This window comes from Acinetobacter sp. XS-4, from assembly GCF_023920705.1.
Taxonomy (GTDB): Bacteria; Pseudomonadota; Gammaproteobacteria; order Pseudomonadales; family Moraxellaceae; genus Acinetobacter.
The window spans coordinates 642023-665314 of record NZ_CP094657.1 but is presented as its reverse complement, the minus strand read 5'-3'; the positions used below and the strand labels follow the sequence as shown (position 1 = coordinate 665314).

Here is a 23292-nt window from a genome sequence, read left to right as displayed (position 1 = left end):
ATATTGAATTCGATCTGCATTGTTGTAAATCTGGAACAGTCTTTTCAATATTTAAAAATTGATTTCCAAATTTGAATTAACGGCTTAAAGACGGATGGTCTTTCCAGCAATATCGTTCCGGCCAGTCTTTTGCTTCTTCGGCATAGTCAATTCCAATACGTGGCGTCATGACCACTTCCGGCTGTGTTGAAGTTGCTTCAATCCATAGCCCAGATTTTTCACCTAATGTTTGACCTTTTAAAGTCCGATCAATACCTAAATAGCGTGTCAGTTTGCCAGGTCCAGCTAAAAGCTTATATTCTTTTTTGGTTGAAGCATTATTTAAAAATGCAGAACGAATCATCACCCCTTCAGGGATGCCTTCTGTCTGAGTAATGAGATTGAGCATTTCATACATGCCATAAATTAAATAGACGTAAATCGTGCCTCCAGTGCCATACATTACATCTGTTCGAGCAGTACGTTTATCATTGTAGCTATGGCAAGCTTTATCCCGAACACCCAAATAAGCTTCAGTTTCGGTAATCGTACACCGAATGACTTGTCCATCAGGTTGTCGCTTACACAACACACATCCAATTAAGTCATAAGCCACTTCTGAGGTTTCACGTTGAAACCAGCTTAATGGTAAAATATCTGACATAGTAATCTCTTAAATATTACATATCACACGTTATACTTGATTAATCCAGTATATCTGTTAATTCTGCGAGTTGGCGATGCCTGAGTTACCCGAAGTCGAAACAACCAAAACCAGTTTATTTCCCCTATTGAATCAGAAAGTTCTAAGTGTTGAAGTACGTAACCCAAGCTTACGCTGGGCAATACCAAATGATGTTCAAAAGCTTGTTGGGCAACGTCTTATTGGGCTAAACCGTCGTTCTAAATATATCTTGGCAGAGTTTGAACAAGATCAAATGCTCTGGCATTTAGGAATGTCAGGAAGCTTCCGCTTGTGTCAACCAAATGATGAGCTGAGAAAACATGATCACTTCATCATTCACTTTGAAGAACATGAATTACGCTACCATGACCCGCGTCGCTTTGGCTGTATTCTCTGGCTAAATTCCGAAACACAAGGAAAGTTAATTGATACTTTAGGGCCAGAACCTTTAAGTACCGACTTTAATGCAGAGTATTTAGCTTCAAAACTTAAAAATAAATCTGTCGGCACAAAAATTGCAATTATGGATAATCATGTTGTGGTGGGTGTTGGCAATATCTATGCAACTGAAAGTTTATTTAATATCGGAGTTCATCCTGCTCAGCCAGCTGGGGACCTAAGTTTTCAGCAGATCGAGAAACTGGTTATCGAAATTAAACGAATTTTAAAATCGGCGATTGATTTAGGTGGTTCAACTTTACGAGACTACAGCAATGCCATGGGAGAAAATGGTTATTTTCAGCAAACACTTCTCGCCTATGGTCGTGCTGGAGAAATGTGCGTTAACTGTGAAACCACTTTGGAAAACTTAAAACTTGGTCAACGCGCCAGCGTATTTTGCCCACAATGCCAACCGCTTAAAAAGCTGAGAAAGCCTTAATTTTTTTGGAGAAAGACAACATGCAAACAGCAATTGTCCGTCATATTTTAGTCAAAGATAAAGACTTGGCAGAACAGTTAAAAAAGAAACTACAAAATGGCGGTGACTTCGCAAAAATTGCCAAACAATATTCTACCTGTAATTCCGCAAAACGCGGTGGAGAACTAGGCGAAGTCAAAAAAGGCCAACTGGTTCCTGTCATCGATAAAGTAGTATTTACTGCTGCTGAACGTGTGTTACAAGGCCCAATCAAAAGCCAGTTTGGTTATCATCTTTTAGAAGTTAAATTCAGAATGGGCAGCTTACGTTGATTCCATTCATTTAATTATTTTTTTCAGAGGCTTGAGTCTGTGCATTCAGTTGATATGTCCAAGCCTTAACCATTTCTCCTGACTCAAGCTTCACATCTGCGATGACACGCTGGTATTGAAAACCTTCAAAATCATCAAGCATCTGCCAGTTTTCAGCCAACTTTTCTGTGTTAAATAGATAACCCTCTACCCAGTTTGCTTGCAAATCTAACTCTAGCGCTTTTAAGCCTTTATCTGGTCCCCAATCTAAAATGTGAATCACGCCTCGCACACTGGCTTTTGCCCAGTGACCACCAATCTGCTCTAATATATGAGCATTTGCTTTATTTGGGCATAAGGTTCCATATACAAAAAGCTGATTCATTTATTTACATCCCTTTTACATATGCATAGCTGAGCTTATCGGTAACTTTATAATTTTATCAACATCCTTAGCCCAACATAAAATAATTAGTCATAAAAAACGGCACCTTGAGTACCGTTTTTATTACTTCAGAATATTGTTAAGCTTGCTTTTTCAACTCATCACGAATTTCACGCAATAACTGAATATCTTCAGGAGTTGCAGCTGGAGCTTCTGGCTCATTCTTATCACGGCGAAGTCTATTTAATAATTTCACCATTAAGAAAACGACCCAAGCCAAAATTAGGAAGTTAATTAAAATGGTGAGGAAATTACCATAGGTTAGAACATTGATACCTGCTTTTTGCAAAGCATCTAAAGATTGCAGATTGGTTGGGTTTGCTCCTAGAACAATAAATTTCTGCGAAAAATCAACGCCACCACCAGTAATTACACTAATGAGCGGCATAATAATATCTTTTACTAAAGAGTCTACGATTTTGCCAAAAGCACCACCAATAATCACACCAATGGCTAAATCCATCATATTGCCTTTAATGGCAAATTCTTTAAATTCTTGAATAATACTCATCTAAACATCTCCAGATGTCGGGGGTCGAAACACGTCATATTTTTCTTTTTCATTGGCATCTTATCGATTTAGATAGTACTCGCCATGATCTTGATAATTTAATATTTTTATCAAAAAAAAGAAAACTATCTCACACTTTAACAACATATTCTCTGATAAGAAAAATATGATTTTAAGCTTAGTTTAATTTTAAATATAACGATTAAAAAAACCGCTGATCGAAATCAGCGGTTTTTATCATCCGAAAATAAGAATAACTTATTTGTTACGCTTACGTTCGTTTTCAGTCAACCAGCGCTTACGGATACGGATTGACTTAGGTGTTACTTCAACTAATTCATCATCTTCAATGAACTCAAGCGCTTGTTCAAGCGTGTATTCAACAGCAGGAACAAGAGTCAACGCATCGTCAGTACCAGAAGCACGTACGTTAGTTAACTGTTTAGCTTTAGTTGGGTTAACCACCATATCGTCTGAACGTGAGTTAATCCCTACGATCATACCTTCGTAAACTTCTAACTGTGGTTTAGCGAATAGACGACCACGGTCTTGCAAGCTGAACAATGCATAGCCAAGGCAAGTACCTTGAACCATAGAAATCAACACACCGTTTTGACGCTTCGCAACAGTACCTTGTTTCATCGGACCGTAGTGAGAGAAGCTTGAAGTCATGATTCCTGTACCAGAAGTCATAGTCAAGAATTCTGAACGGAAACCAATTAAGCCACGTGAAGGTACAGTTGCTTCAATACGGATACGGCCTTTACCGTCAACTTCCATATTGGTCATTTCACCTTTACGGCTACCCATTTGTTCCATTACAGAACCTTGGTGCTGTTCTTCAACGTCAAATGTAACGTTTTCGTAAGGTTCTTGTTTTTCACCGTCAACTTCTTTCAAGATTACTTGTGGACGAGATACGCCCATTTCGAAACCTTCGCGACGCATGTTTTCAATTAAAACTGAAAGGTGAAGTTCACCACGACCAGATACTTTAAAACGGTCTGGACTGTCAGTGTCTTCTACACGTAATGCTACGTTGTGAATTAATTCGCGGTCTAAACGTTCACGGATGTTACGTGAAGTAACGAATTTACCTTCTTTACCTGCAAACGGCGAGTTGTTTACTTGGAAAGTCATTGTTACTGTAGGTTCATCTACAGACAATGGTGGTAAAGCTTCAACATTTTTCGGATCACAAATCGTGTCAGAAATATGAAGTTCATCAATACCTGTAATACATACGATATCGCCTGCTTGAGCAGAATCAACATCAACACGCTCTAGACCGTGGTAACCCATAATTTTTAAGATACGGCCGTTACGTGTCTTACCGTCTTTATCAATGACAGTTACAGGTGTATTTAAACCAATTGAACCACGTTGAATACGACCAACACCGATAACACCTACGAAGCTGTTATAGTCAAGTGAAGAGATCTGCATTTGGAATGGACCATCAGCATCAACTGCTGGCGGTTCAACAATGTCAACGATTGTTTGGAATAATGGCGTCATGTCGTCAGCCAATTCTTCTGGAGAAGGACCAGCAACACCACGTAAGCCAGATGCATAAACAACTGGGAAGTCTAGCTGTTCGTCAGAACCGCCAAGGTTGTCGAACAAGTCAAATACTTGGTCAATAACCCAGTCTGGACGCGCGCTTGGCTTGTCAACTTTGTTGATAATTACGATTGGTTTTAAACCACGAGCAAACGCTTTTTGAGTTACAAAGCGAGTTTGTGGCATTGGACCTTCTTGAGAGTCAACCAATAACAATACACAGTCAACCATCGACATTACACGTTCAACTTCACCACCGAAGTCGGCGTGTCCCGGGGTGTCGACGATGTTAATACGGTATTCTGTATTCGTACGAGCATCGGTCCATTTAATTGCAGTGTTCTTTGCAAGAATGGTAATACCACGTTCACTTTCAATAGCGCCCGAATCCATGACACGCTCAATCTCACCTGCGCGATCACCAAGAGCACCTGATTGTTGAAGTAATTTATCGACAAGTGTGGTTTTACCGTGGTCGACGTGGGCAATAATTGCAATATTGCGGAGATTTTTGATATCTGACATAGAATTCGATAAGCCTGAAACTTGAGGGCAAATTATACAGAAAAATAATAGATTTTAGTAGTGACAGTTTATTGACAAGCTCATTTTTTTTCACAAGTGGTCGGCATTTTGTTTTGTAAAGCCGTGTAACTCGATTAGAATAGCGCCATCTTGCCCATAGCATTTGAGTTATGTTTTCTCAGAATCAATCTCCCCATTCGCAAGACCAGCTTGACTTGGTCTATGGTTTAAATGACCGTCCTAAACCTTTCATAGCCTTCCTCGCTGCCTTTCAGCACTTACTTGCCATTATTGTTCCAATTGTGACACCAGGCTTGCTCATTTGTTTAGCTTTAGGTGTATCCCAACAAGATACCAACATGATTTTATCCATGTCTTTGGTCATTTCTGGGATTGCAACCTTCTTACAATGTAAAAAAGTGGGTCCTTTTGGCGCAGGTTTACTGATTGTTCAGGGCACCAGTTTTAACTTTATTGGTCCAATTATTGGGATTGGTAGTGCAATGGTTGCCGCAGGAACACCAGTCAACCAAGTTATGGCTGCAATATTTGGTGTAGTAATTGCTGGCTCCTTCATTGAAATGGGTGTTTCTCAGATTCTTCCATGGGTAAAAAGATTAATTACTCCTTTGGTGACTGGTATTGTTGTTTTATTAATTGGCTTAACGCTTATTAAAGAAGGCTTAATTAGTATGGGTGGTGGCTATCAAGCCATGCAAGATCATACTTTTGCAAGTGCAGACAACCTTATTATGTCATGTACCGTGCTTGCCATTATTATTGTGCTCAATCGTATTCGAGTGATTTGGATTAAAAGTTCAGCTATTTTAATCGCTTTAGTGAGTGGTTACATTCTTGCTGGATTTATGGGTCATCTAGATTTTTCTGGTATTAAAGACGCGCCACTCATACAAATTCCAACACCAATGCACTTTGGTTTGAGCTTTTCTTGGGGATTATTCATCCCAATGGCATTCATTTATTTAGTGACTTCTTTAGAAGCAATTGGTGATGTGACAGCAACCAGTAAACTTTCCAACCAACCTGTTAATGGCCCTGAATGGATGAAACGCATCAAAGGTGGCGTATTAGTGAATGGTGCAAACTCTTTGCTAGCTGGACTATTTAACACTTTCCCTAGTTCTGTTTTCGCTCAAAACAACGGTGTAATTCAACTCACTGGGGTTGCTAGCCGCTATGTAGGTATTTGGATTGCTGGATTACTTATTTTATTAGGCCTATTCCCTGTGGTAGCTGGTGTTATACAAGCAGTTCCTCAAGCTGTCCTAGGTGGCGCTGTTATGGTTATGTTCGGTGCAGTAGCTGCATCAGGCATTAACATTCTTTCTTCAGTTCACCTTGACCGCCGAGCACTATTAATTATTGCCATCTCACTTGCATTAGGTTTAGGTGTTGCTCAAGTTCCTCAGATTTTAGAGCACCTTCCAGAATTATTTAAAAATATATTTAGCTCTGGCGTGGCAACTGGTGGTATAGCAGCATTAATTTTAAATGTTGTGCTTCCTGAAACGCATAAATAACTAACTTTTAATTTTGATTACTGCCCAGCTCCCACTGGGCATTCTTCTTCATGAGAGATGTACATGGATCCTAGAAGTGAAGTGGTATTAAGACAGCAAGACTATTTGAAAGGTAGAATCTTGTTAATTAATGCACCGAATGATGCCTTAGTCAGTCAATTACCCGCTGGGACTGATGCGTCAGTCTGGACATGGAATCATGCCGACTATCAGGGATTTATTAATAGTGGAACAAAAGCGCACTTTTCAGTTGAGTTTCCTTCACAAGAATTCGACCAAGCAATCATTTTTGTTCCAAAATCTAAAGAGCTCTTGAATTACATATTGCATGTAGTAATGAGTCATCTTCAAACCAACCAATCTGTTTTTTTAGTGGGTGAAAAAAAGGGTGGTGTAGAAAGAGCCTCTAAACAATTACAAAGCTTTGGCAAAGTACTAAAACTTGATAGTGCTCGTCACTGTCAATTGTGGCACTTAAAGATTGAGAAAACAGAACAGATTAAATCTCTAGAAAAATGGCTTAAAACTTATACAGTTCAGGTTAATGAACAAGAACTTACGATTTGTGCCCTTCCTGGTGTTTTTAGCCAAAATCATCTAGATGTCGGAACTGCTGTTTTACTCCCTTATCTTAATCAGGTGAAATCAGGTAGAATTGCCGACTTCGGGTGTGGTGCTGGAATTATCAGTTGCTATTTGGCAAAAATAAATTCAAGTAATATTATTCACGCCCTAGATATTGATGCTTTCGCTTTACGGTCAACGGAAATGACTTTTAGTCGAAATGGAATAAGTTCAGACCAGTTGAGATTGCAGCCTGTCATAGGTATTGCAGACGCTCCAACAGAACTCGATGCCATTGTCAGTAATCCCCCTTTCCATCAAGGTATTCATACCGACTATGATGCAAGTGAAGGACTCTGCCAGAACGCTAAAAAACATTTAAAGGCATCAGGCGAGCTATGGATTGTAGCAAACCGTTTTTTAAACTATCCGATCTTAATTGAGAAGCACTTTGGTCAGTGCCAGATTAAAACTGATCTTCAAGGCTTTAAGGTGTTATATGCCTGTGCATAACAAACTATGTAAGGAATCTCCATGAGCGAAACACATGCTCCTGAAAAACTCCAGCGTAAGCTTGGGGCTCGTCATCTGAATATGATCGCCATTGGTGGTTCCATTGGTACAGGCCTCTTCCTTGCTTCTGGATCGACCATTGCAAATGCTGGCCCAGGTGGAGCGCTACTCGCCTATTCTCTTATTGGTATTATGATTTACTTCTTAATGACCAGTTTAGGTGAACTTGCAACCCATAATCCGACTTCTGGGGCTTTTTTTACATATGGCAGTCGTTATGTCGAAGAAGGCTTTGGCTTCGCTTTAGGCTGGAACTACTGGTATAACTGGGCAATCACAGTCGCATTCGAACTTGTTGCAGTTCAGTTTATTATGAAGTTCTGGTTCCCTGATATTCCAGGGTTTTACTGGAGTGCCCTGTTCCTTATCGTAATTTTTGCAATCAATGCCATGACAGTAAAAGGGTTCGGCGAAAGCGAATTCTGGTTCTCAATGGTCAAAGTGATCGCCATCGTTGCCTTTATTATTATTGGTTTAGCTATGATCATTAAGATTATGCTAAATCCAGGTGTCGCAGCTTTTGGAAACTGGACTTATAAAGATGCGCCTTTTGTAGGTGGTTTACAGGCGATGATCGGTGTAGCAATGATTGCCGGATTCTCTTTCCAAGGGACTGAAATGGTTGGGGTTGCTGCTGGTGAATCGAAAGATCCAAAGAAAACGATTCCACTTGCAATCAAACAGATTTTCTGGCGAATCTTATTATTTTATATCTTATGTATTTTCATTATCGGCACGCTAATTGCCTACGATGACCCAAATTTACTACAAGCTGCTACCACTGAAAATATTGCGCTTTCACCATTTACATTACTCTATGAAAGAGTAGGCTTTGCTTTCGCTGCTGGTCTAATGAATGCCGTAATTCTAACTGCTATTTTATCAGCAGGTAACTCGGGTATGTATTCTTCAACCCGTATGTTGTTTAAAATGGCTCAGGAAAACCGTGCGCCAAAGTGGTTTGGAAAGCTTGATAGTCGTGGCGTCCCAATGAATGCACTATATGCCACAACATTTATCGCTGCTTTTTGTTTCTTAACGACTTTTATCGGTGAAAAACAAGTCTTTAACTGGCTACTTAATATGTCAGGTATGTGCGGCTTTATTGTTTGGTTAGGCATTGCGATTTCGCACTATCGTTTCCGCAAAGGTTATATTGCTCAAGGATATAAATTAGAAGATTTAGCTTACCGTGCCAAATTTTTCCCATTTGCCCCTTGGTTTGCATTTATCCTCTGTTCAATCATTATTTTGGGACAAAATTATCAAGCCATTTTAGGTGGAAAAATTGACTGGTTAGGTCTACTTTCAACCTATATTAGCTTGCCATTATTCTTAATTATTTGGTTAGGTTATAAGTGGAAAAATAAGACTAAACTAATCCCTTACGACCAAATGAATGTGAAGCCAGAGCAAGACTAAAATTAGTAATTAAAAATAAATCAAAGATCAAAAACTTGATCTTTGATTTAAAAGGCGTAAAATGCCGTTCAGATTTTCAACGGCGCTTTTAAATAAGGAGGACATCATGCCAACACTACAAGGTAAAACAGATTAAATAATTTGGCACGATGTCAGCTCACGGACAAGTGTACAAATTCACTTCACTTGTCCGAATGCTCAAATTTAAGACCTAGCATTCGCTAGGTTTTTTTATGCCTGCTCGGACAAAAATAAGAGAAAAATTATGGGCATACAAAAAATATTAAACGAGGAAGCACTTTACGGTGTTCCCGTTAAAATTTTCACTCAAGATATAGATAGTGAAAGTATCGAACAACTCAAGAAAATGGCTCAACTGCAATTTATCTATTCACATATTGCAGTCATGCCAGATGTTCACATAGGAAAAGGCGCGACTGTAGGCAGTGTTATTCCAACTACACATGCCATTATCCCAGCTGCTGTAGGTGTAGATATTGGCTGTGGAATGAATGCAATTCGTTTAAGCCTCAAGGCCTCGCAGTTGCCTGATAATTTAAGCCGTTTACGTGATGCAATCGAACGTAAAGTACCAGTTGGATTTGCGTTACATAAACAAGTTAAAGCAAAAGCTTCAAGCATTATTCCGCTTGAAAAACGCTTAGAACCGATCATCAAAAAGCATCCTGGCCTTGTTCGAATGCTTCGACAATTTGATGCAACATGGCAAAAGCAACTTGGTACTTTAGGTGGTGGCAATCACTTTATAGAATTATGTATTGATGAAAATCAAGACGTATGGGTGATGCTACATTCAGGTAGCAGAGGACTGGGTAACGTTATTGGTACTTATTTTATTGAGTTAGCCAAGAAAGAAGCTCAGCATCGCTTTGGTCACGTGCCTGATAAAGATTTAAGTTATTTTGCCGAAGGCTCAAACAGCTTTAATGATTATGTAGAAGCTGTAGAGTGGGCTCAAGAATATGCTTTTGAAAATCGCAAAGAAATGATGCGTTTAATTTTAGAAGCAATTCGTCCACTTCTACCCTCTTTTCAAATGACCAAAGAGGCTATTAATTGTCATCATAATTATGTAAGCCGTGAAACACATTTCGGTGAAAATTTATTGGTTACTCGAAAAGGTGCAATTCGAGCAGGCTTAGATGAATTAGGCATTATCCCAGGTTCAATGGGAGCACGCTCTTATATCGTCAGAGGTAAAGCAAACCCTGACTCATTTTGTTCTTGTTCTCATGGTGCGGGTCGCAAAATGAGTCGAAGCAAGGCAAAAACTCTTTTTAACCAGCAAGATCTTATTGAACAAACCCAAGGTATTGAATGTCGCAAAGACAGTGGTGTTGTCGATGAAATCCCAAGTGCTTATAAAGATATTGATGAAGTCATGGCAAATCAGGCTGACCTCATTGAAGTTGTTCACACACTTAAACAAGTTTTATGTATTAAAGGTTAAAACATGAAAATTAAAGAAATGTCAAAAATCAAAGTCCGTAATCAAGTGGCTCTTTCCCCTTTACTTCACAAAGGTGGAATGCATGAAACAGAGAAACCTCGTGCTCAACATCGTAGAGATAGACAAGATACTAAACAGCAATTGAGAAAAGGTGATTGGTAAATAGTTTAGACCAAGATCGAAAGTAATTATTATTAAGGAGACATAGAAATGACTAAATATTTTAAAAATCGCAATAAAAAAAGCGACTCTAACGAGTCGCTTTTTTACTGTTCAAGAACTCAAATTATTGAGCTGCTGCAGGAGCTGCCGCTTCTTGACCAGGTTGAACAACTACAGTACGGCTACCAGTGATTGTCGCGAATACACGACGGTTCATAGCACGGCCTTCTTTAGTTTTGTTGTCAGCAATCGGTTGATCCCAAGCGAAACCTTGAGTAGACAAACGAGATGCATCAACGTTGTATTCGTTTACAAGAGCTGATTTAACAGAGTTAGCACGAGCTAAAGATAAACGTTCGTTTAACTTACGTGGACCAGTGTTATCTGTGTGACCTTCGATACGTGCAGTAGCGTTAGGGTATTCAGTTAACTTCTCAGCAACTTTAGCGATTTCTGGCTTGTATTGGTCTTTGATGTTTGATTTGTTAGTATCAAAGAACACACGAAGTTCCATGTTAAGGTCTTCAGTTAACTCTTGTGGTTGTGGAGCAACTGGAGTTGGTTCAACTGGAGCAACTTCTACTACAGGAGCAGCAGGCTTCAAGTGACCACCAAGAACTACGTTTAAACCAGCAAGAGCTGTATAGTTCCAGAATTTTTCGTCAAAGTTATAAGTACCACGAGCTTCTGTACGAAGAGATAAAGCATCGTTTAAGCGCCAGAAAGCACCAAAACCAGCATTACCTAAAGTACCTTCTTCATCGTTATGGTACGCAAGATCAGGAATCTCGTATTTGTAGTGACCAGCACCTAACAATACGTATGGCTTGATTTTGCTGTCATAGTTTTTAGTGATTAAATCAGAAGTAACATAGAAGTTACCGTTGATTTGTTTTTGTTTGTATTCAGCGCCAGCAGCAAGACCGTCTACATCACCTTTAACTTGGTTATATTCAGCTTCGAAACCTAACCATGGTGTTAACTCGATACCAAGAGCTGCACCAACGAATAAATCGTCTTGTAGTTCAGGTCCGTTAGTTAACTCACCTTTGTCACCGCCATTGTTGTGTTGGCTGTCTTGGAAAGTGTAACCAAGCAATAATGGTGTAACAGTTACGCCAGCATTAGCAGCAGCTAATGGAGCAGCAACAAGCATAGCAAGTGCAATACGACTCAATTTCATGGATATCCTCCAGAGATAACAATTGTTGTTCAAGCTCAGCCTAAATTTATTGGCCCCTGAGATATTTTCACCCCAGTATTATTTTTAAGCTATTCACATTTGAATCATACAAACACTTGATAGACTTTCCAAGTGCTTGATAATTTTAATCAAGTAAATTATTGACAAAATTACTTACAATTTCCGTTGTAATTCGGTAATTTTTTACTCAACTAGCAAATATGAACAACTTCTTTCTTTCGCTTAGGGTGATTTTACCAGTATTCTAGCGTCCTGATAACCTTTATTTAATTTTGTGTTTCCTCATTATAAAAAGCCATATAAATCATTGATAGAACGCATAAAATCAAAATATTTCTTTATATATTAAGGAATTTTAATGTTTAAATCTCCCGGTTTCACATTGATGGAACTCACTATAACGCTCGCAATTCTTATGATTATGCTCACCCTAGCCGTTCCTTTATACCATCAATTTATGGCTTCGTTAGAATTAAAAAACACGCCTCAACTACTGACAATTCATATACAAAAAGCCAAATACGACGCAATTCTACGACATAAGAGTGTCGTACTTTGCCCAAGTGTTGATTTAACGCTATGTAATAGTAATTGGAATACAAGCCTTATAAGCTTTGTAGACACCAATCATAATCTACAAAGAGAAAGTAACGAAGAGATATTGACCAATGTCGAGCTTAACAATCGTTATGGTTCTTTAAAATTTCAAAAGTTCGGCAAAAAATTAAACAGTATCGTATTTCAGGGCGACACTGGATTGCCACGTGAGTCTAATGGCAGTTTTACGTATTGTTCTTATGATCAGCTTAAAAACTTTAAATTAGTCCTCAGCAAAATGGGCCACACTCGTTTAGAAGACTTTAAAAATTGTTAGAACTCTACAGTCTAACGCAGAAGATATCTCTGCCTGATTTTTACAATATACTGCCTAGGTTTTAAACATTTCTTATTTTGAGATTAAGAACAATCGGAGATTACAACAATGACTGACATCGTAATTGTTAATGGTGCTCGTACTGCTATGGGTGGTTTTCAAGGAGCATTATCGGGACTGACAGCACCTGAATTAGGTGCTGTCACCATTAAAGAAGCAATCGTAAGAGCAGGTTTACAACCTACTGATGTCGAAGAGGTCATTATGGGTTGTGTTCTTCCTGCTGGCTTAAAGCAAGGCCCTGCTCGCCAAGCAATGCGCAAAGCTGGCTTACCTGATTCTACAGGTGCTGTGACGATTAATAAGCTTTGTGGCTCTGGCATGAAAGCCGTGATGCAAGCAACCGATATGATTAAAGCAGGTAGTGCTGAAATTGTTGTTGCTGGCGGTATGGAATCTATGACAAACGCGCCTTATGTTTTACCAAAAGCACGTGCTGGCTATCGTATGGGCCATGGTGAAATTAAAGATCATATGTTTCTTGATGGACTTGAAGATGCCGAAACTGGTCGTTTAATGGGTTCTTTTGCTCAAGATATGGCAAATACTCGTGGCTATACACGCGAGCAAATGGATGACTTTGCAATTCGTTCTTTGAAACGTGCTCAAACGGCAATTACCGAAGGTTATTTCAAAGATGAAATTGTTTCGGTTACCGTACCTAGTCGTAAAGGTGATGTTGTTGTTGATCAAGATGAACAACCCTTAAATGCAAAGATCGACAAAATTCCTTCACTTAAACCAGCTTTTGCAAAAGACGGAACAATCACAGCAGCAAACGCGAGTTCTATTTCGGATGGCGCATCTGCATTGGTACTGACATCAAGTGAAGTTGCAGCACAGCGTGGTTTACAACCACTTGCAAAAATTATTGCAACAGCTTCAAACTCTCAACATCCTTCAGAATTTACAATCGCTCCTGTTGGTGCCATCGAAAAAGTTCTGAAAAAAGCGGGTTGGAATGCTCAAGATGTCGACCTATGGGAAATTAACGAAGCTTTTGCTATGGTCACTATGTGCCCAATTGATGATTTCAAACTTGATGCTGAAAAAGTCAATATCAATGGTGGTGCTTGTGCCCTAGGTCATCCAGTAGGTTCTACAGGTTCTCGTATTATTCTTACACTAATTCATGCACTGAAACGTACTGGCGGTAAAAAAGGTATTGCAGCACTTTGTATTGGCGGTGGTGAAGCAACAGCCGTTGCGATTGAACTTTTTTAATTAAAATTAACTATTTTAAAATCCCACTTCGGTGGGATTTTTTTATGAAAAAACTACAAAAAATGACCCACAAAATCACTTTTAAGTTTTAACTTATTCTTTTAAACGAAAACAACAATGGACAATAACAATGCAACTCAATCACTATCTCAATTTCCAAGGTCAGGCAGAGCAGGCCTTTAATTTTTATAAATCAGTTTTTGGTGGCGAGTTCGCCATGTTGAGTCGCTATGGTGATATGCCACCGTCAGAAGGTGTGACATTATCTGAAGCGAACAAAAATCTGGTTCTTCACGTTTCTCTACCCATTAATGAATACACTGTACTTATGGCATCAGATACAAATGATCAGTTCTGTGCGCCTAATAGTGTTTTTACCCAAGGCAATAATCACTACATCGCAATTAACCTTGAAAAGGATGAACAAGAAAAAGCTAAACAACTTTTTGATGCTTTATCTGTTAACGGTCAAATTGAAATGCCTCTAGAAAAAACATTCTGGGGTGCATTATACGGAGCGTTTACCGATCAATTTGGTATAAAGTGGATGGTTAACTGCCAACTTGATACATAATTTTCAATATAAAAAATCCCGCAAATTGCGGGCTTTTTTATTTCAGGATTTATTGAGCACCTGTTTGATAACTCGCTTCTGGCACACCAGTTGAAGCTTGATACGGATTGGTAAAGTCTTGCAAACCTGCCGCAGCTTCGTGTACGTCTTTGCCTTCTTTTACGACAAAGCTATCAAAACCAGAACGCTTTAAGTAGTTTAAAACATCCTTAAACACATCACCTGTTGCACGTAACTCACCTTGGAAACCTTGGCGGCGTAACAGTGCTGCAAATGAGTAACCTCGGCCATCACCGAAACCTGCAAACTCAATAAAAATTGCATCAAGTTCATTTAATGGAAAAGTATGATTTTCAGGTGAATCATTCACAGTCACATACAAAGCTTTTTTGCCTTGAACGTTAGCTAATTGGTCGAGCTGAGCTGTTGTTACGACAACGTCACCTTGGGGAATAACACCATCTTCAGCAATGATTTGATAAGTATTATCTGCAATCGTGCCATCTTTATAAAGCACTGGTAGAGCTGTATTAAGCATATGCACGCTCCTTAAATGGTTGAATTCCTACACGGCGATATGTATCTACAAAACGCTCACCTTCAGTACGCAAATCAAGATAAGTATTTAATACTTCTTCAATTACGTCGGCAACAGCATCTGCTGCAAATGATGGTCCCAAGATGTCACCGATTGATGCATCATGATCTGAATTACCACCTAATGTAATTTGGTAGAATTCGGCGCCTTTTTTATCTACACCTAAAATACCGATATTACCAACGTGGTGGTGACCACAAGCATTCATACAACCAGAAATATTTAAGTCTAAATGACCAAGGTCATAAACTTTGTCTAAGTCATCGAAACGGCGTGTAATTGCTTCAGCAATTGGAATTGATTTCGCATTTGCAAGTGAACAGAAATCACCGCCTGGGCAACTAATAATATCGGTAATAAAACCAATATGTGCACGTGCCATATTTTGCTGTTCAAGCGCTTGCCATACATCAAACAAATCTTTTTGAGGTACATCTGCCAAAGCAATATTTTGTTCATGAGTCGTGCGAAGTTCACCGAAAGTGTATTTATCAGCAAGGTCTGCAATAAAATTCATTTCTTCGGTGGTCATATCACCCGGTGCAATACCTGCACGTTTTAGAGAAATCGTAACAATGCGATAGCCCTTCACTTTATGCGCGTGCGTGTTGATATTGAACCATTGCTTGAATTTTGGATGCTCAGCAAATAAAGCAGTGAAGTCTTCATCTGCCAAATCTTGATAGTCAAATGGAATGAATTCTTCATCCAGTTTTTTCAAGATTTCTGGCTGAATTCTTAATGATTCACGTGTATGTTCAAATTCAGCTTCAACTTTCTGTGCAAACACTTCAGGAGTTAATGCTTTAACTAGAATTTTGATACGTGCTTTATATTTATTATCGCGACGGCCATGCAAGTTATAAACACGTAAAACAGCTTCTAAATAAGCAATTAAATCTTCACGTGGTAAAAACTCACGAATAACGCTACCAATGATCGGAGTACGGCCTAAACCACCACCAGCCATAATTTTATAGCCGATTTCGCCCGCTTCATTACGCACGATATAAACACCAATATCGTGGAATGCAGTTGCCGCACGATCTTTTTCTTCAAGTGCAGAAACAGCAATTTTGAACTTACGTGGCAAGAATGCAAATTCTGGGTGGAATGTACTCCACTGACGAATCAATTCACATGTTGGACGTGGATCTGCAATTTCACCAGCAACCACACCTGCATATTGGTCAGTTGTTGTGTTACGAATACAGTTACCACTGGTTTGAATGGCATGCATTTGTACAGTTGCAAGTTCAGCCAAAATATCTGGCACATCTTCAAGTGCAGGCCAGTTCAACTGGATGTTTTGACGTGTAGATACGTGTGCATAACCACGGTCATAAGCAGTTGAAACTTCAGCAACTTTACGTAATTGCTTAGAATTCATTAAGCCATACGGCACAGCAATACGCAACATAGGCGCATAGCGTTGCACATATAAACCATTTTGCAAACGTAATGGACGATATTCGTCTTCAGAAAGTTTGCCAGCTAAATAGCGTTCAGTCTGATCACGGAACTGAGCAACTCGTTCATTAACCAGCTGCTGGTCGAAATCGGTATATAAATACATGGCGTATGGCTAGTAGATTCATTATTAAGGCGGATAGCATAACGAGCTTTCATTCATCAATAAAATGCTTTTTTTGCATATTTAATAACGGTTTTATTGATAAGCTTTAATATAAATCGACAAAAAAAAGCCTGGATAAATCCAGGCCCTTTCTATAGAAGCTTTTTATTTGTTATCTGGTAAGGCATAGGCCACTAAATAGTCGCCCATTTTTGTACCAAATGAACCATGACCACCAGCCATAATCACAACATATTGCTTACCATTGATTTCATAAGTCATTGGTGTTGCTTGTCCACCTGCTGGCAAACGCGCTTCCCAAAGTTTCTTACCATTAGTAACGTTAAACGCACGTAAGTAGTTATCTTGAGTTGCACCAACAAACATGACATTACCGGCAGTAGAAATTGAACCACCTAAACCAGGCACACCAATTTTTACAGCTGGTAACTGGAACAAGTTCGGTAAGCTGTCACGAATTGTACCAATACGTTTTTTCCATACCACTTCATGAGTTTTCAAATCAACGCCAGCTACATAGCCCCAAGCTGGTTGTTTACAAGGTAAACCAAGCGGAGATAAGAATGCGCTAATTTCAACACCATAAGGTACGCCGTACATCGGTTGTACGCCCTGCTCAGTTCCCGCACCTTTTGCAGTTTGTGCACGGTTTGGATCAGCAGGAATTAAACGACTGACGAATGGCAGACCAATCGGGTTCATTACAGCAACCTGACGGTCAGGGTTAACTGACATACCACCCCATTCAAACACACCTAAGTTACCAGGGAAAACTAAAGTACCGTTTTCAGATGGTGGAGTATAAATACCATCGTAATTTAGACGTTTGAAAGATACACGACACATGAGCTGATCAAGCATAGTGGCACCCCACATGTCTTTATCAGTCAATTTATCTTGTGGAGCTAAGTTCAAGTCAGAGAATGGCTGAGTTTTTGAATAATGCTCGCCTTTAGTTTGTGGTCCACGTTGAACTGTTTGTGGAACTGGTTTCTCAGTTACAGGAACAATTGGTTGACCATTACGACGATCAAGAACAAAGGCATTACCTGTTTTTGTCAATACATAGATTGCAGGAACAGTTTGGCCAGCTTTGTTTTTAATATCAGCTAAAGATGGTTGTGACGGTACGTCCATATCCCATAAATCATGATGGGTTGTCTGGAAGTTCCACACTAATTTACCAGTTGAAGCATTAATCGCTAACATCGAGTTTGCATAACGTTCTTTCAACTCAGTACGGTCGCCACCCCAGATATCTGGAGTACCTACACCTGTTGGAACATAAACGATATCAAGTTTGGCATCGTATGCTAAAGGAGCCCATGCATTTGGTGAGTTATGAACGAAATTCGTACCTTCGCCCGGCATTGCATTTGGATCTGCTGCGCCAGTATCAAATACCCAAAGTAGTTTACCAGTGTTAACGTCGTATCCACGAATTACACCAGATGGTTCTTTATTTGAGTAGTTATCTGTTACCGAACCAGCAATAACAACTGTTGAACCAGTCACGATACCAGGAGATGTTGGGTTGTAACCACCTGGGTAAGCATATGGCATAAACTCTTGCAAGTTCACTTCACCATTTTCACCAAAGTCAGTACATGCTTTACCAGTGTCAGCATTTACCGCAACTAAACGGCCATCATTCACAGGAACAAAGACTTTACGCGGACATTGTGTAGAGTCAGATTTCTTGCCCTGGAGACTCGTTGCAAACTCAGTTGTATTGTTTGCATCGTAATACATCACACCACGGCAAGTTAAATGCTGGAACGATTTATCCGTTTTAAGCTTCGGATCAAAACGCCATTTTTCTTTACCTGTAGCTGGATCAATTGAAATTAATTGTTGATGGGCTGTACAGATAAACATGTTATTACCGATTTTAATCGGTGTAACCTGATTGGTCGTTTCGCCAGAGTCATTACCCGTTTTAAGATCACCAGTACGTAAAGTCCAAGCAACTTTCAAATCTTTTACGTTTTGATCATTAATCTGCTTTAACGGAGAATAACGTACACCTGCCTGAGTACGACCATACGCTGGCCAGTCACTCTCTGCTACACCAGGCACTGCTTGAGCAGTTTCTGGTTGAGGTGTCTTGATTTCACCATTAATTTCTTGCGGATCGTTGAAAATCGAATAGAGCATCAACAAAATTGCAATTGCTAGAGTTGAAGATAAGGCAACTTTACTTGATCCAAGGTTGCTGATTCCACGAGTTACGGCTGGAACCAATAACCATAAACCAAGAATACCTAAAATATCTAAACGAGGTGCAAGCGCCCAGAAGTCTGTTCCAACTTCCCAGACACCCCAAATAATGGTACCCAGCATTAAAGCAGCGTACGCCCACAATGCTGTAGATGCGCGCTTATAGAGTTGCCATGCAACAATTAGGAGTAATACACCAGCAATAATATAGTAAATTGAACCGCCTAATGTAGCGAGCCAAATACCTCCAATTAACAGGAATAACGCTAATAACCCAATAATAATTACGGTAAAAGTCGTTAAACCTGATCTTGAAGTAGGTTGAGTCATAAACCACCTCTTATCAATCATCATTTTTATCGGAAAGATAGGCCAAGCTTTTCATCAAAAATCGGCCTATCGATACATCTAAAACAAAACTCAGGCATAAAGAAAAAACGGAAGGTCAGGATCATTCAATCAATGATTTAGCCCTCGACAATCCGTTTTCAGAGTAATTACGCTTAGAATGCAGTTGAGAATTTAATACCGCCTACCCAAGTGTTATCACCATTTTTTAATGCACCAACATGACGAACATATTGCACATTTGGACGGATAGTTAACCAGTTTGTCGCATGAATACCGTAGTAAAGCTCGGTATTGTATTCAGTGTCGTATTCTTTATTTTGGACATCGTTCCAATCATCGTTGATATGGATACGTGCAACACCTAATGCCAATTCATCTTGAGGACGTTGATTGAGCAAACCTTTATAGACTAAGCCTACATTTTGCATGTTATCAATTTTGTTGGTATCAGAGTCGTGGAACGTCAGGTTCACAAATCCAGTCAAACCGCGGTCTGTTTGATCAGCCGGCTGGAATAATTTTTGTTTTGCAGTTACCCACACACCTTGCTTATGAGATGTTTGAGTCTTATTTGTAATTTCTTCGGCATCAGCAGTGCTGTAGTAATACCCTAAACGGTATTCACCAGCCATACTTTGAGCGCCTAATTTAGGTGACCAAACTACTTCAGCAGGAATAATTGCCCCATGTGAACCATCAGTGCTTAGGTTAAAACCTTTGCCTCGGTCCAAATTTTCCGGGTTATATTCATATACACCCACTTGGGTATATAAGTCTGGTTGCAAGTTATATTTAACACGCATAGCCCATTGGCTGACTGGCCAGTTATACCACTGATCACCAACCCAGTTACCGACTTGCGAGCCACAAAGTGCCAAGTTCTGGAAATCACAGTCAAAACTATTAAAGTCTTCACCTTCACCAAAACGACCCACTTTAACGTCTAACTTCTGATCAAGGAATTTCTTCTTGATCCACATATCTGTTAAACGCCAAGTTTGCTCACGCCCCCACACTTCTTGTACTGAGCTTAAATGCCCAGCTAAAGCTGGTGAATGTTCAGAAAGTGATTGCCCGTCACGATAAGTTAATGTGATTTGAGCTTCAGTATCTTGCCACCCTAAAATTTTGTTTAAATCAAAATGAGTTCCTAGAGCAAGTTGCCCCGTATAAGCACTACCATGCGTAGATGTATTTTTTGAATCTAAAATACCGGCATATTCACCGGTATATCCAAAAGAAAAATCATAACCTTGTGCTTGTAACGCGGTGCGTTGGCCGTTCCAATCACCCAACATCCACGGACTATTTGGGTCGAATACAGCAGCAGCTTGTGCGTGCTGTATGAAAAGAGTAATTGATAAAACGGATAAACAGGAAGCCATCAAGGATTTATGTGTTTTCATGTTTACATACCTTTTATGTCTTTGTTTATAAAGGGTACGCTAATTTTATGTAAAGAAATTATTCAAAATGTTAATCAATTGATTAATCTAATAATAATCTTAATACACATTGTCTATGAAATGGCCTCAGCTCTTTACCATTGTCCTTCACCAAGTTTTTGACCTATAAAGGAATATCTCATTTTTGATCTTGAAAACTTAATTGGGCAAGCCAACTGCGGTTCTGTATCTGCTGTATTATTTTGCAAAGGTACATCCACAATCCATCCACGTTGTTGTGCTAAGGGCGAGTTTAATGACTCAGTGAGACTTAAAACAGGTTCTACACACACATCAAGATTTGCAAATATTTCATGCCACTCTTTAAACGTTCTGCTTTTAATTTTTTCTTGAATAGCTTGTTTAACTTCTTGTCGATCTTCAGCATCTAATGAAGCACCTTTTTGTAATAATAAAGGCAGATCAAGAGCGATTGATAAACCTGACATAAATTGTGGTTCAAGACTACCAATTGAAAGATAACGACCATCTTGGGTCATATAATAGTCATAGAAAATACCACCATTAAGCATGCCATGCTCTGGAGCCTGTTCGACTTGTGCAGCAAGTGTGGCTGATGCAGCCATACTATTTAAGCTAGCAACACAATCGGTCATGGAAATATCAATATATTGCCCCATACCACTACGCCCGCGTTCAACCACCGCCGCTAAAATAGCAATAACGGCATGAAGTGAACCACCTGCAATATCTGCAACTTGAATACCGAGTGGTGGCGGACCACTGTCTTGTCGGCCGCTATACCCAGCAATACCGGCTAAAGCTAAATAGTTAATGTCATGTCCTGCTCGGTCTTTATAACTTCCAGTTTGCCCATAACCTGTAATTGAGCAATAAATTAAGCGTGGGTTAATTTCAGCAAGTGTTGAGTAGTCTAATCCTAGACGGCGCATAACATCAGGTCGAAACTGCTCTATGACAATATCAAACTCGGAAATTTTGGCTTTAATTAATTCGATACTCGCTGAATCTTTTAAATCGAGAACAATCGACTGTTTATTTCGGTTTAAATAACTATGTGCCGTTGCTTGCCCATTTGCATAGGGCGGCATGATCCGAATTAAATCTGGACGCGTTGGAGATTCGATATGGATGACTTCTGCCCCCATATCAGCTAAGTACATTGTGGCAAAAGGTCCGGGTAAGAGTGTCGAGAAATCGAGAACTTTAAGTCCATTTAATGCTGTCGTCATCGTTTTTTTAACCACTATTATTCATATTTTCTTTTATATTAGTTAAGCAAATATTCTAAAACAATGTCATGTTCAGCCATTTACCTTGATCATTTCGGCAATTTAACATGTAAAAAGTGCTTTTACTCTGTTGTAAATCGCCAATTTATTTTTTTAGACGGTCATTTAGGTCAATTTAAAGTGAACATCAAAGAGACTGAAGGATTCAATATGAGTCGCGATACGATTAGCATCCACTTCGTCAATGCGGCTTTGACAGGCGTAAAGCGCCTTGGCATGGATGTTGAAATGCTCCTTTCACATGTGGGCATTGAAGCGGAATTATTACGTCAACCTAAAGCTCGAATCTCACCAGAACAATACACTCGTTTTATAAAAATGTTGTGGATGGTCACACAGGATGAACACGTTGGATTTGACGTACAACCACGTCGTCTGGGCACTTTTGCCATTATGTGTCAGTTGATTATTCACGCAAAAACATTGGGCCAAGCCCTTGAACTGTCATCTCAATTTTACAAATTATTTGGCGATGAATGGTCTGTCAGCCTAGAACGTGACAAACATGAAGCACGCCTAGTTCCGCTCATTCCAAAAACTTTAGATCCAGATCATTTCATTACCGAAAGTATGCTTATGATTTGGCACGGTCTAGCATCATGGCTCATTGAACGCCGTTTGCCATTAGAGCGTGTTCATTTTAGCTATCCACGTCCTGCACATGCAGATGAATATGATGCATTATTTTTTGCACCAGTTATGCAGTTTGATGCACCGCGTACTGAAATAACCTTTGCGGCTGATTATCTTGATTTGCCAATCCGTCAAGATGAAAAAACGCTAGAAGAATTCTTAAAAGCAGCACCTGCTCAGCTTTTAGTAAAATTCAAAAATACCAACTCGCTAACTTCTCGTATTCGTGAAGTGCTCAAAAGCCAGATTGGTGAAGAAATGCCAACGCTTAATGACGTTGCATCAATGTTGTATTTATCTCCTCAAACCTTACGTCGCCGCTTGGCTGCAGAAGGTAAAAGCTATCAAGGCGTAAAAGATGCTTTACGTCGAGATGCTGCAATTCACTTATTACTCAACCCTGAATTAACACTTGAAGACGTTGCTCAACAAGTTGGATTTAGTGAAACCAGTACCTTCCACCGCGCATTTAAAAAGTGGACGGGTGTAACCCCTGGCCTATATCGCCAGCTACACGGTTACCACTAATTCTTCAATCTCTTTAGTTTCACATTTAGCCCAAGTTCAACTTGGGCTTTTTTGTATTTCTATTGGCAAAAATCATCACCTGACTGGTGCGCTTATCGT

21 protein-coding genes are annotated in these 23292 nt (G+C 39.6%); 11 read left to right on the top strand and 10 right to left on the bottom strand.

What is annotated here, in order from left to right; genetic code table 11:
- Positions 1-76 precede the first annotated feature (76 nt).
- Positions 77-643 carry a DNA-3-methyladenine glycosylase gene (locus tag MMY79_RS03260; protein WP_252611986.1) on the bottom strand — a complete coding sequence of 189 codons (567 nt, stop codon included), beginning with the start codon at positions 641-643 and terminating at the stop codon, positions 77-79.
- A gap of 76 nt (positions 644-719) precedes the next feature.
- On the opposite strand from MMY79_RS03260, the gene mutM reads away from it, so the two are divergent.
- Positions 720-1544: a bifunctional DNA-formamidopyrimidine glycosylase/DNA-(apurinic or apyrimidinic site) lyase gene (mutM, locus tag MMY79_RS03255; protein WP_252611984.1), complete on the top strand. Its 825-nt coding sequence runs from the start codon at positions 720-722 to the stop codon at positions 1542-1544.
- 20 nt (positions 1545-1564) lie between these two features.
- Positions 1565-1855 (top strand): peptidylprolyl isomerase, encoded by a 291-nt coding sequence (locus MMY79_RS03250; RefSeq protein ID WP_252611982.1) that lies wholly within the window; start codon positions 1565-1567, stop codon positions 1853-1855.
- Positions 1856-1865: 10 nt separating this feature from the next.
- Here the strand turns inward: MMY79_RS03250 and MMY79_RS03245 are convergent, their stop codons facing one another.
- From MMY79_RS03245 to typA, 3 genes are all read right to left on the bottom strand, one after another.
- Positions 1866-2219 (bottom strand): gamma-glutamylcyclotransferase family protein, encoded by a 354-nt coding sequence (locus tag MMY79_RS03245; protein WP_252611980.1) that lies wholly within the window; start codon positions 2217-2219, stop codon positions 1866-1868.
- A gap of 139 nt (positions 2220-2358) precedes the next feature.
- Positions 2359-2790, bottom strand: a complete 432-nt coding sequence (gene mscL / locus MMY79_RS03240) for a large conductance mechanosensitive channel protein MscL (RefSeq protein WP_042897461.1) — start codon at positions 2788-2790, stop codon at positions 2359-2361.
- A gap of 258 nt (positions 2791-3048) precedes the next feature.
- Positions 3049-4878 (bottom strand): translational GTPase TypA, encoded by a 1830-nt coding sequence (gene typA, locus MMY79_RS03235; RefSeq protein ID WP_131323268.1) that lies wholly within the window; start codon positions 4876-4878, stop codon positions 3049-3051.
- 170 nt (positions 4879-5048) lie between these two features.
- Here typA and MMY79_RS03230 point away from each other — a divergent pair, with 170 nt between their 5' ends.
- The 5 genes from MMY79_RS03230 to MMY79_RS03210 all read left to right on the top strand — a co-directional run bounded on the left by MMY79_RS03230 (position 5049) and on the right by MMY79_RS03210 (position 10611).
- Positions 5049-6419: a uracil-xanthine permease family protein gene (locus MMY79_RS03230; RefSeq protein ID WP_252611978.1), complete on the top strand. Its 1371-nt coding sequence runs from the start codon at positions 5049-5051 to the stop codon at positions 6417-6419.
- 63 nt (positions 6420-6482) lie between these two features.
- A complete protein-coding gene (locus MMY79_RS03225; RefSeq protein WP_252611976.1) occupies positions 6483-7496 on the top strand; it encodes a class I SAM-dependent methyltransferase in 1014 nt (337 codons plus the stop codon).
- 21 nt (positions 7497-7517) lie between these two features.
- Entirely contained in the window at positions 7518-8978 is a 1461-nt protein-coding gene (locus MMY79_RS03220; RefSeq protein WP_252611974.1) for an amino acid permease, read from the top strand.
- Between the two features lie 265 nt (positions 8979-9243).
- Complete coding sequence (locus MMY79_RS03215) at positions 9244-10449, top strand: RtcB family protein (protein ID WP_252611972.1); 1206 nt, start codon at positions 9244-9246, stop codon at positions 10447-10449.
- 3 nt (positions 10450-10452) lie between these two features.
- Positions 10453-10611 (top strand): hypothetical protein, encoded by a 159-nt coding sequence (locus tag MMY79_RS03210; protein WP_005036254.1) that lies wholly within the window; start codon positions 10453-10455, stop codon positions 10609-10611.
- Between the two features lie 124 nt (positions 10612-10735).
- On the opposite strand, the gene omp38 is transcribed toward MMY79_RS03210, so the two are convergent.
- Entirely contained in the window at positions 10736-11794 is a 1059-nt protein-coding gene (gene omp38, locus MMY79_RS03205; RefSeq protein ID WP_238612556.1) for an outer membrane protein Omp38, read from the bottom strand.
- 379 nt (positions 11795-12173) lie between these two features.
- Here omp38 and MMY79_RS03200 point away from each other — a divergent pair, with 379 nt between their 5' ends.
- The 3 genes from MMY79_RS03200 (at position 12174) to MMY79_RS03190 (ending at position 14547) form a co-directional block, all read left to right on the top strand.
- A complete protein-coding gene (locus MMY79_RS03200; protein ID WP_252611969.1) occupies positions 12174-12689 on the top strand; it encodes a GspH/FimT family pseudopilin in 516 nt (171 codons plus the stop codon).
- Positions 12690-12797: 108 nt separating this feature from the next.
- On the top strand, positions 12798-13973 hold the full coding sequence (locus MMY79_RS03195) for an acetyl-CoA C-acyltransferase (RefSeq protein WP_252611967.1): 1176 nt from the start codon (positions 12798-12800) through the stop codon (positions 13971-13973).
- Positions 13974-14103: 130 nt separating this feature from the next.
- Positions 14104-14547, top strand: coding sequence for a VOC family protein (locus MMY79_RS03190; RefSeq protein ID WP_009389331.1), 444 nt, complete (start codon positions 14104-14106; stop codon positions 14545-14547).
- Positions 14548-14596: 49 nt separating this feature from the next.
- Here the strand turns inward: MMY79_RS03190 and MMY79_RS03185 are convergent, their stop codons facing one another.
- The 5 genes from MMY79_RS03185 to MMY79_RS03165 all read right to left on the bottom strand — a co-directional run bounded on the left by MMY79_RS03185 (position 14597) and on the right by MMY79_RS03165 (position 21972).
- The gene (locus MMY79_RS03185) at positions 14597-15085 is read right to left on the bottom strand and encodes a DUF934 domain-containing protein (protein ID WP_252611964.1); all 489 of its coding nucleotides are present in this window, start codon (positions 15083-15085) and stop codon (positions 14597-14599) included.
- On the bottom strand, positions 15078-16721 hold the full coding sequence (locus MMY79_RS03180; protein WP_252611962.1) for a nitrite/sulfite reductase: 1644 nt from the start codon (positions 16719-16721) through the stop codon (positions 15078-15080). Before MMY79_RS03180 ends, MMY79_RS03185 begins: the two co-directional genes overlap by 8 nt.
- Before the next feature lie 165 nt (positions 16722-16886).
- On the bottom strand, positions 16887-19292 hold the full coding sequence (locus MMY79_RS03175) for a glucose/quinate/shikimate family membrane-bound PQQ-dependent dehydrogenase (protein ID WP_252611960.1): 2406 nt from the start codon (positions 19290-19292) through the stop codon (positions 16887-16889).
- A gap of 173 nt (positions 19293-19465) precedes the next feature.
- The gene (locus MMY79_RS03170) at positions 19466-20698 is read right to left on the bottom strand and encodes a carbohydrate porin (RefSeq protein ID WP_252613414.1); all 1233 of its coding nucleotides are present in this window, start codon (positions 20696-20698) and stop codon (positions 19466-19468) included.
- Positions 20699-20853: 155 nt separating this feature from the next.
- On the bottom strand, positions 20854-21972 hold the full coding sequence (locus MMY79_RS03165; protein WP_252611958.1) for a CaiB/BaiF CoA-transferase family protein: 1119 nt from the start codon (positions 21970-21972) through the stop codon (positions 20854-20856).
- 210 nt (positions 21973-22182) lie between these two features.
- Here MMY79_RS03165 and MMY79_RS03160 point away from each other — a divergent pair, with 210 nt between their 5' ends.
- Positions 22183-23193, top strand: a complete 1011-nt coding sequence (locus MMY79_RS03160; RefSeq protein WP_004789200.1) for an AraC family transcriptional regulator — start codon at positions 22183-22185, stop codon at positions 23191-23193.
- The last annotated feature ends 99 nt before the right edge of the window (positions 23194-23292 follow it).

What these genes read in the sequence shown, in the direction of transcription:
- MMY79_RS03170 (WP_252613414.1), bottom strand. Translation starts at nt 20,698, where the DNA reads ATGGCTTCCTGTTTATCCGTTTTATCAATTACTCTTTTCATACAGCAC.
- MMY79_RS03190 (WP_009389331.1), top strand. Translation starts at nt 14,104, where the DNA reads ATGCAACTCAATCACTATCTCAATTTCCAAGGTCAGGCAGAGCAGGCC.
- MMY79_RS03175 (WP_252611960.1), bottom strand. Translation starts at nt 19,292, where the DNA reads ATGACTCAACCTACTTCAAGATCAGGTTTAACGACTTTTACCGTAATT.
- MMY79_RS03230 (WP_252611978.1), top strand. Translation starts at nt 5,049, where the DNA reads ATGTTTTCTCAGAATCAATCTCCCCATTCGCAAGACCAGCTTGACTTG.
- MMY79_RS03210 (WP_005036254.1), top strand. Translation starts at nt 10,453, where the DNA reads ATGAAAATTAAAGAAATGTCAAAAATCAAAGTCCGTAATCAAGTGGCT.
- MMY79_RS03250 (WP_252611982.1), top strand. Translation starts at nt 1,565, where the DNA reads ATGCAAACAGCAATTGTCCGTCATATTTTAGTCAAAGATAAAGACTTG.
- MMY79_RS03245 (WP_252611980.1), bottom strand. Translation starts at nt 2,219, where the DNA reads ATGAATCAGCTTTTTGTATATGGAACCTTATGCCCAAATAAAGCAAAT.
- MMY79_RS03180 (WP_252611962.1), bottom strand. Translation starts at nt 16,721, where the DNA reads ATGTATTTATATACCGATTTCGACCAGCAGCTGGTTAATGAACGAGTT.
- MMY79_RS03220 (WP_252611974.1), top strand. Translation starts at nt 7,518, where the DNA reads ATGAGCGAAACACATGCTCCTGAAAAACTCCAGCGTAAGCTTGGGGCT.
- mutM (WP_252611984.1), top strand. Translation starts at nt 720, where the DNA reads ATGCCTGAGTTACCCGAAGTCGAAACAACCAAAACCAGTTTATTTCCC.
- MMY79_RS03185 (WP_252611964.1), bottom strand. Translation starts at nt 15,085, where the DNA reads ATGCTTAATACAGCTCTACCAGTGCTTTATAAAGATGGCACGATTGCA.
- mscL (WP_042897461.1), bottom strand. Translation starts at nt 2,790, where the DNA reads ATGAGTATTATTCAAGAATTTAAAGAATTTGCCATTAAAGGCAATATG.
- MMY79_RS03200 (WP_252611969.1), top strand. Translation starts at nt 12,174, where the DNA reads ATGTTTAAATCTCCCGGTTTCACATTGATGGAACTCACTATAACGCTC.
- MMY79_RS03195 (WP_252611967.1), top strand. Translation starts at nt 12,798, where the DNA reads ATGACTGACATCGTAATTGTTAATGGTGCTCGTACTGCTATGGGTGGT.
- MMY79_RS03225 (WP_252611976.1), top strand. Translation starts at nt 6,483, where the DNA reads ATGGATCCTAGAAGTGAAGTGGTATTAAGACAGCAAGACTATTTGAAA.
- MMY79_RS03260 (WP_252611986.1), bottom strand. Translation starts at nt 643, where the DNA reads ATGTCAGATATTTTACCATTAAGCTGGTTTCAACGTGAAACCTCAGAA.
- MMY79_RS03160 (WP_004789200.1), top strand. Translation starts at nt 22,183, where the DNA reads ATGAGTCGCGATACGATTAGCATCCACTTCGTCAATGCGGCTTTGACA.
- typA (WP_131323268.1), bottom strand. Translation starts at nt 4,878, where the DNA reads ATGTCAGATATCAAAAATCTCCGCAATATTGCAATTATTGCCCACGTC.
- omp38 (WP_238612556.1), bottom strand. Translation starts at nt 11,794, where the DNA reads ATGAAATTGAGTCGTATTGCACTTGCTATGCTTGTTGCTGCTCCATTA.
- MMY79_RS03215 (WP_252611972.1), top strand. Translation starts at nt 9,244, where the DNA reads ATGGGCATACAAAAAATATTAAACGAGGAAGCACTTTACGGTGTTCCC.
- MMY79_RS03165 (WP_252611958.1), bottom strand. Translation starts at nt 21,972, where the DNA reads ATGACGACAGCATTAAATGGACTTAAAGTTCTCGATTTCTCGACACTC.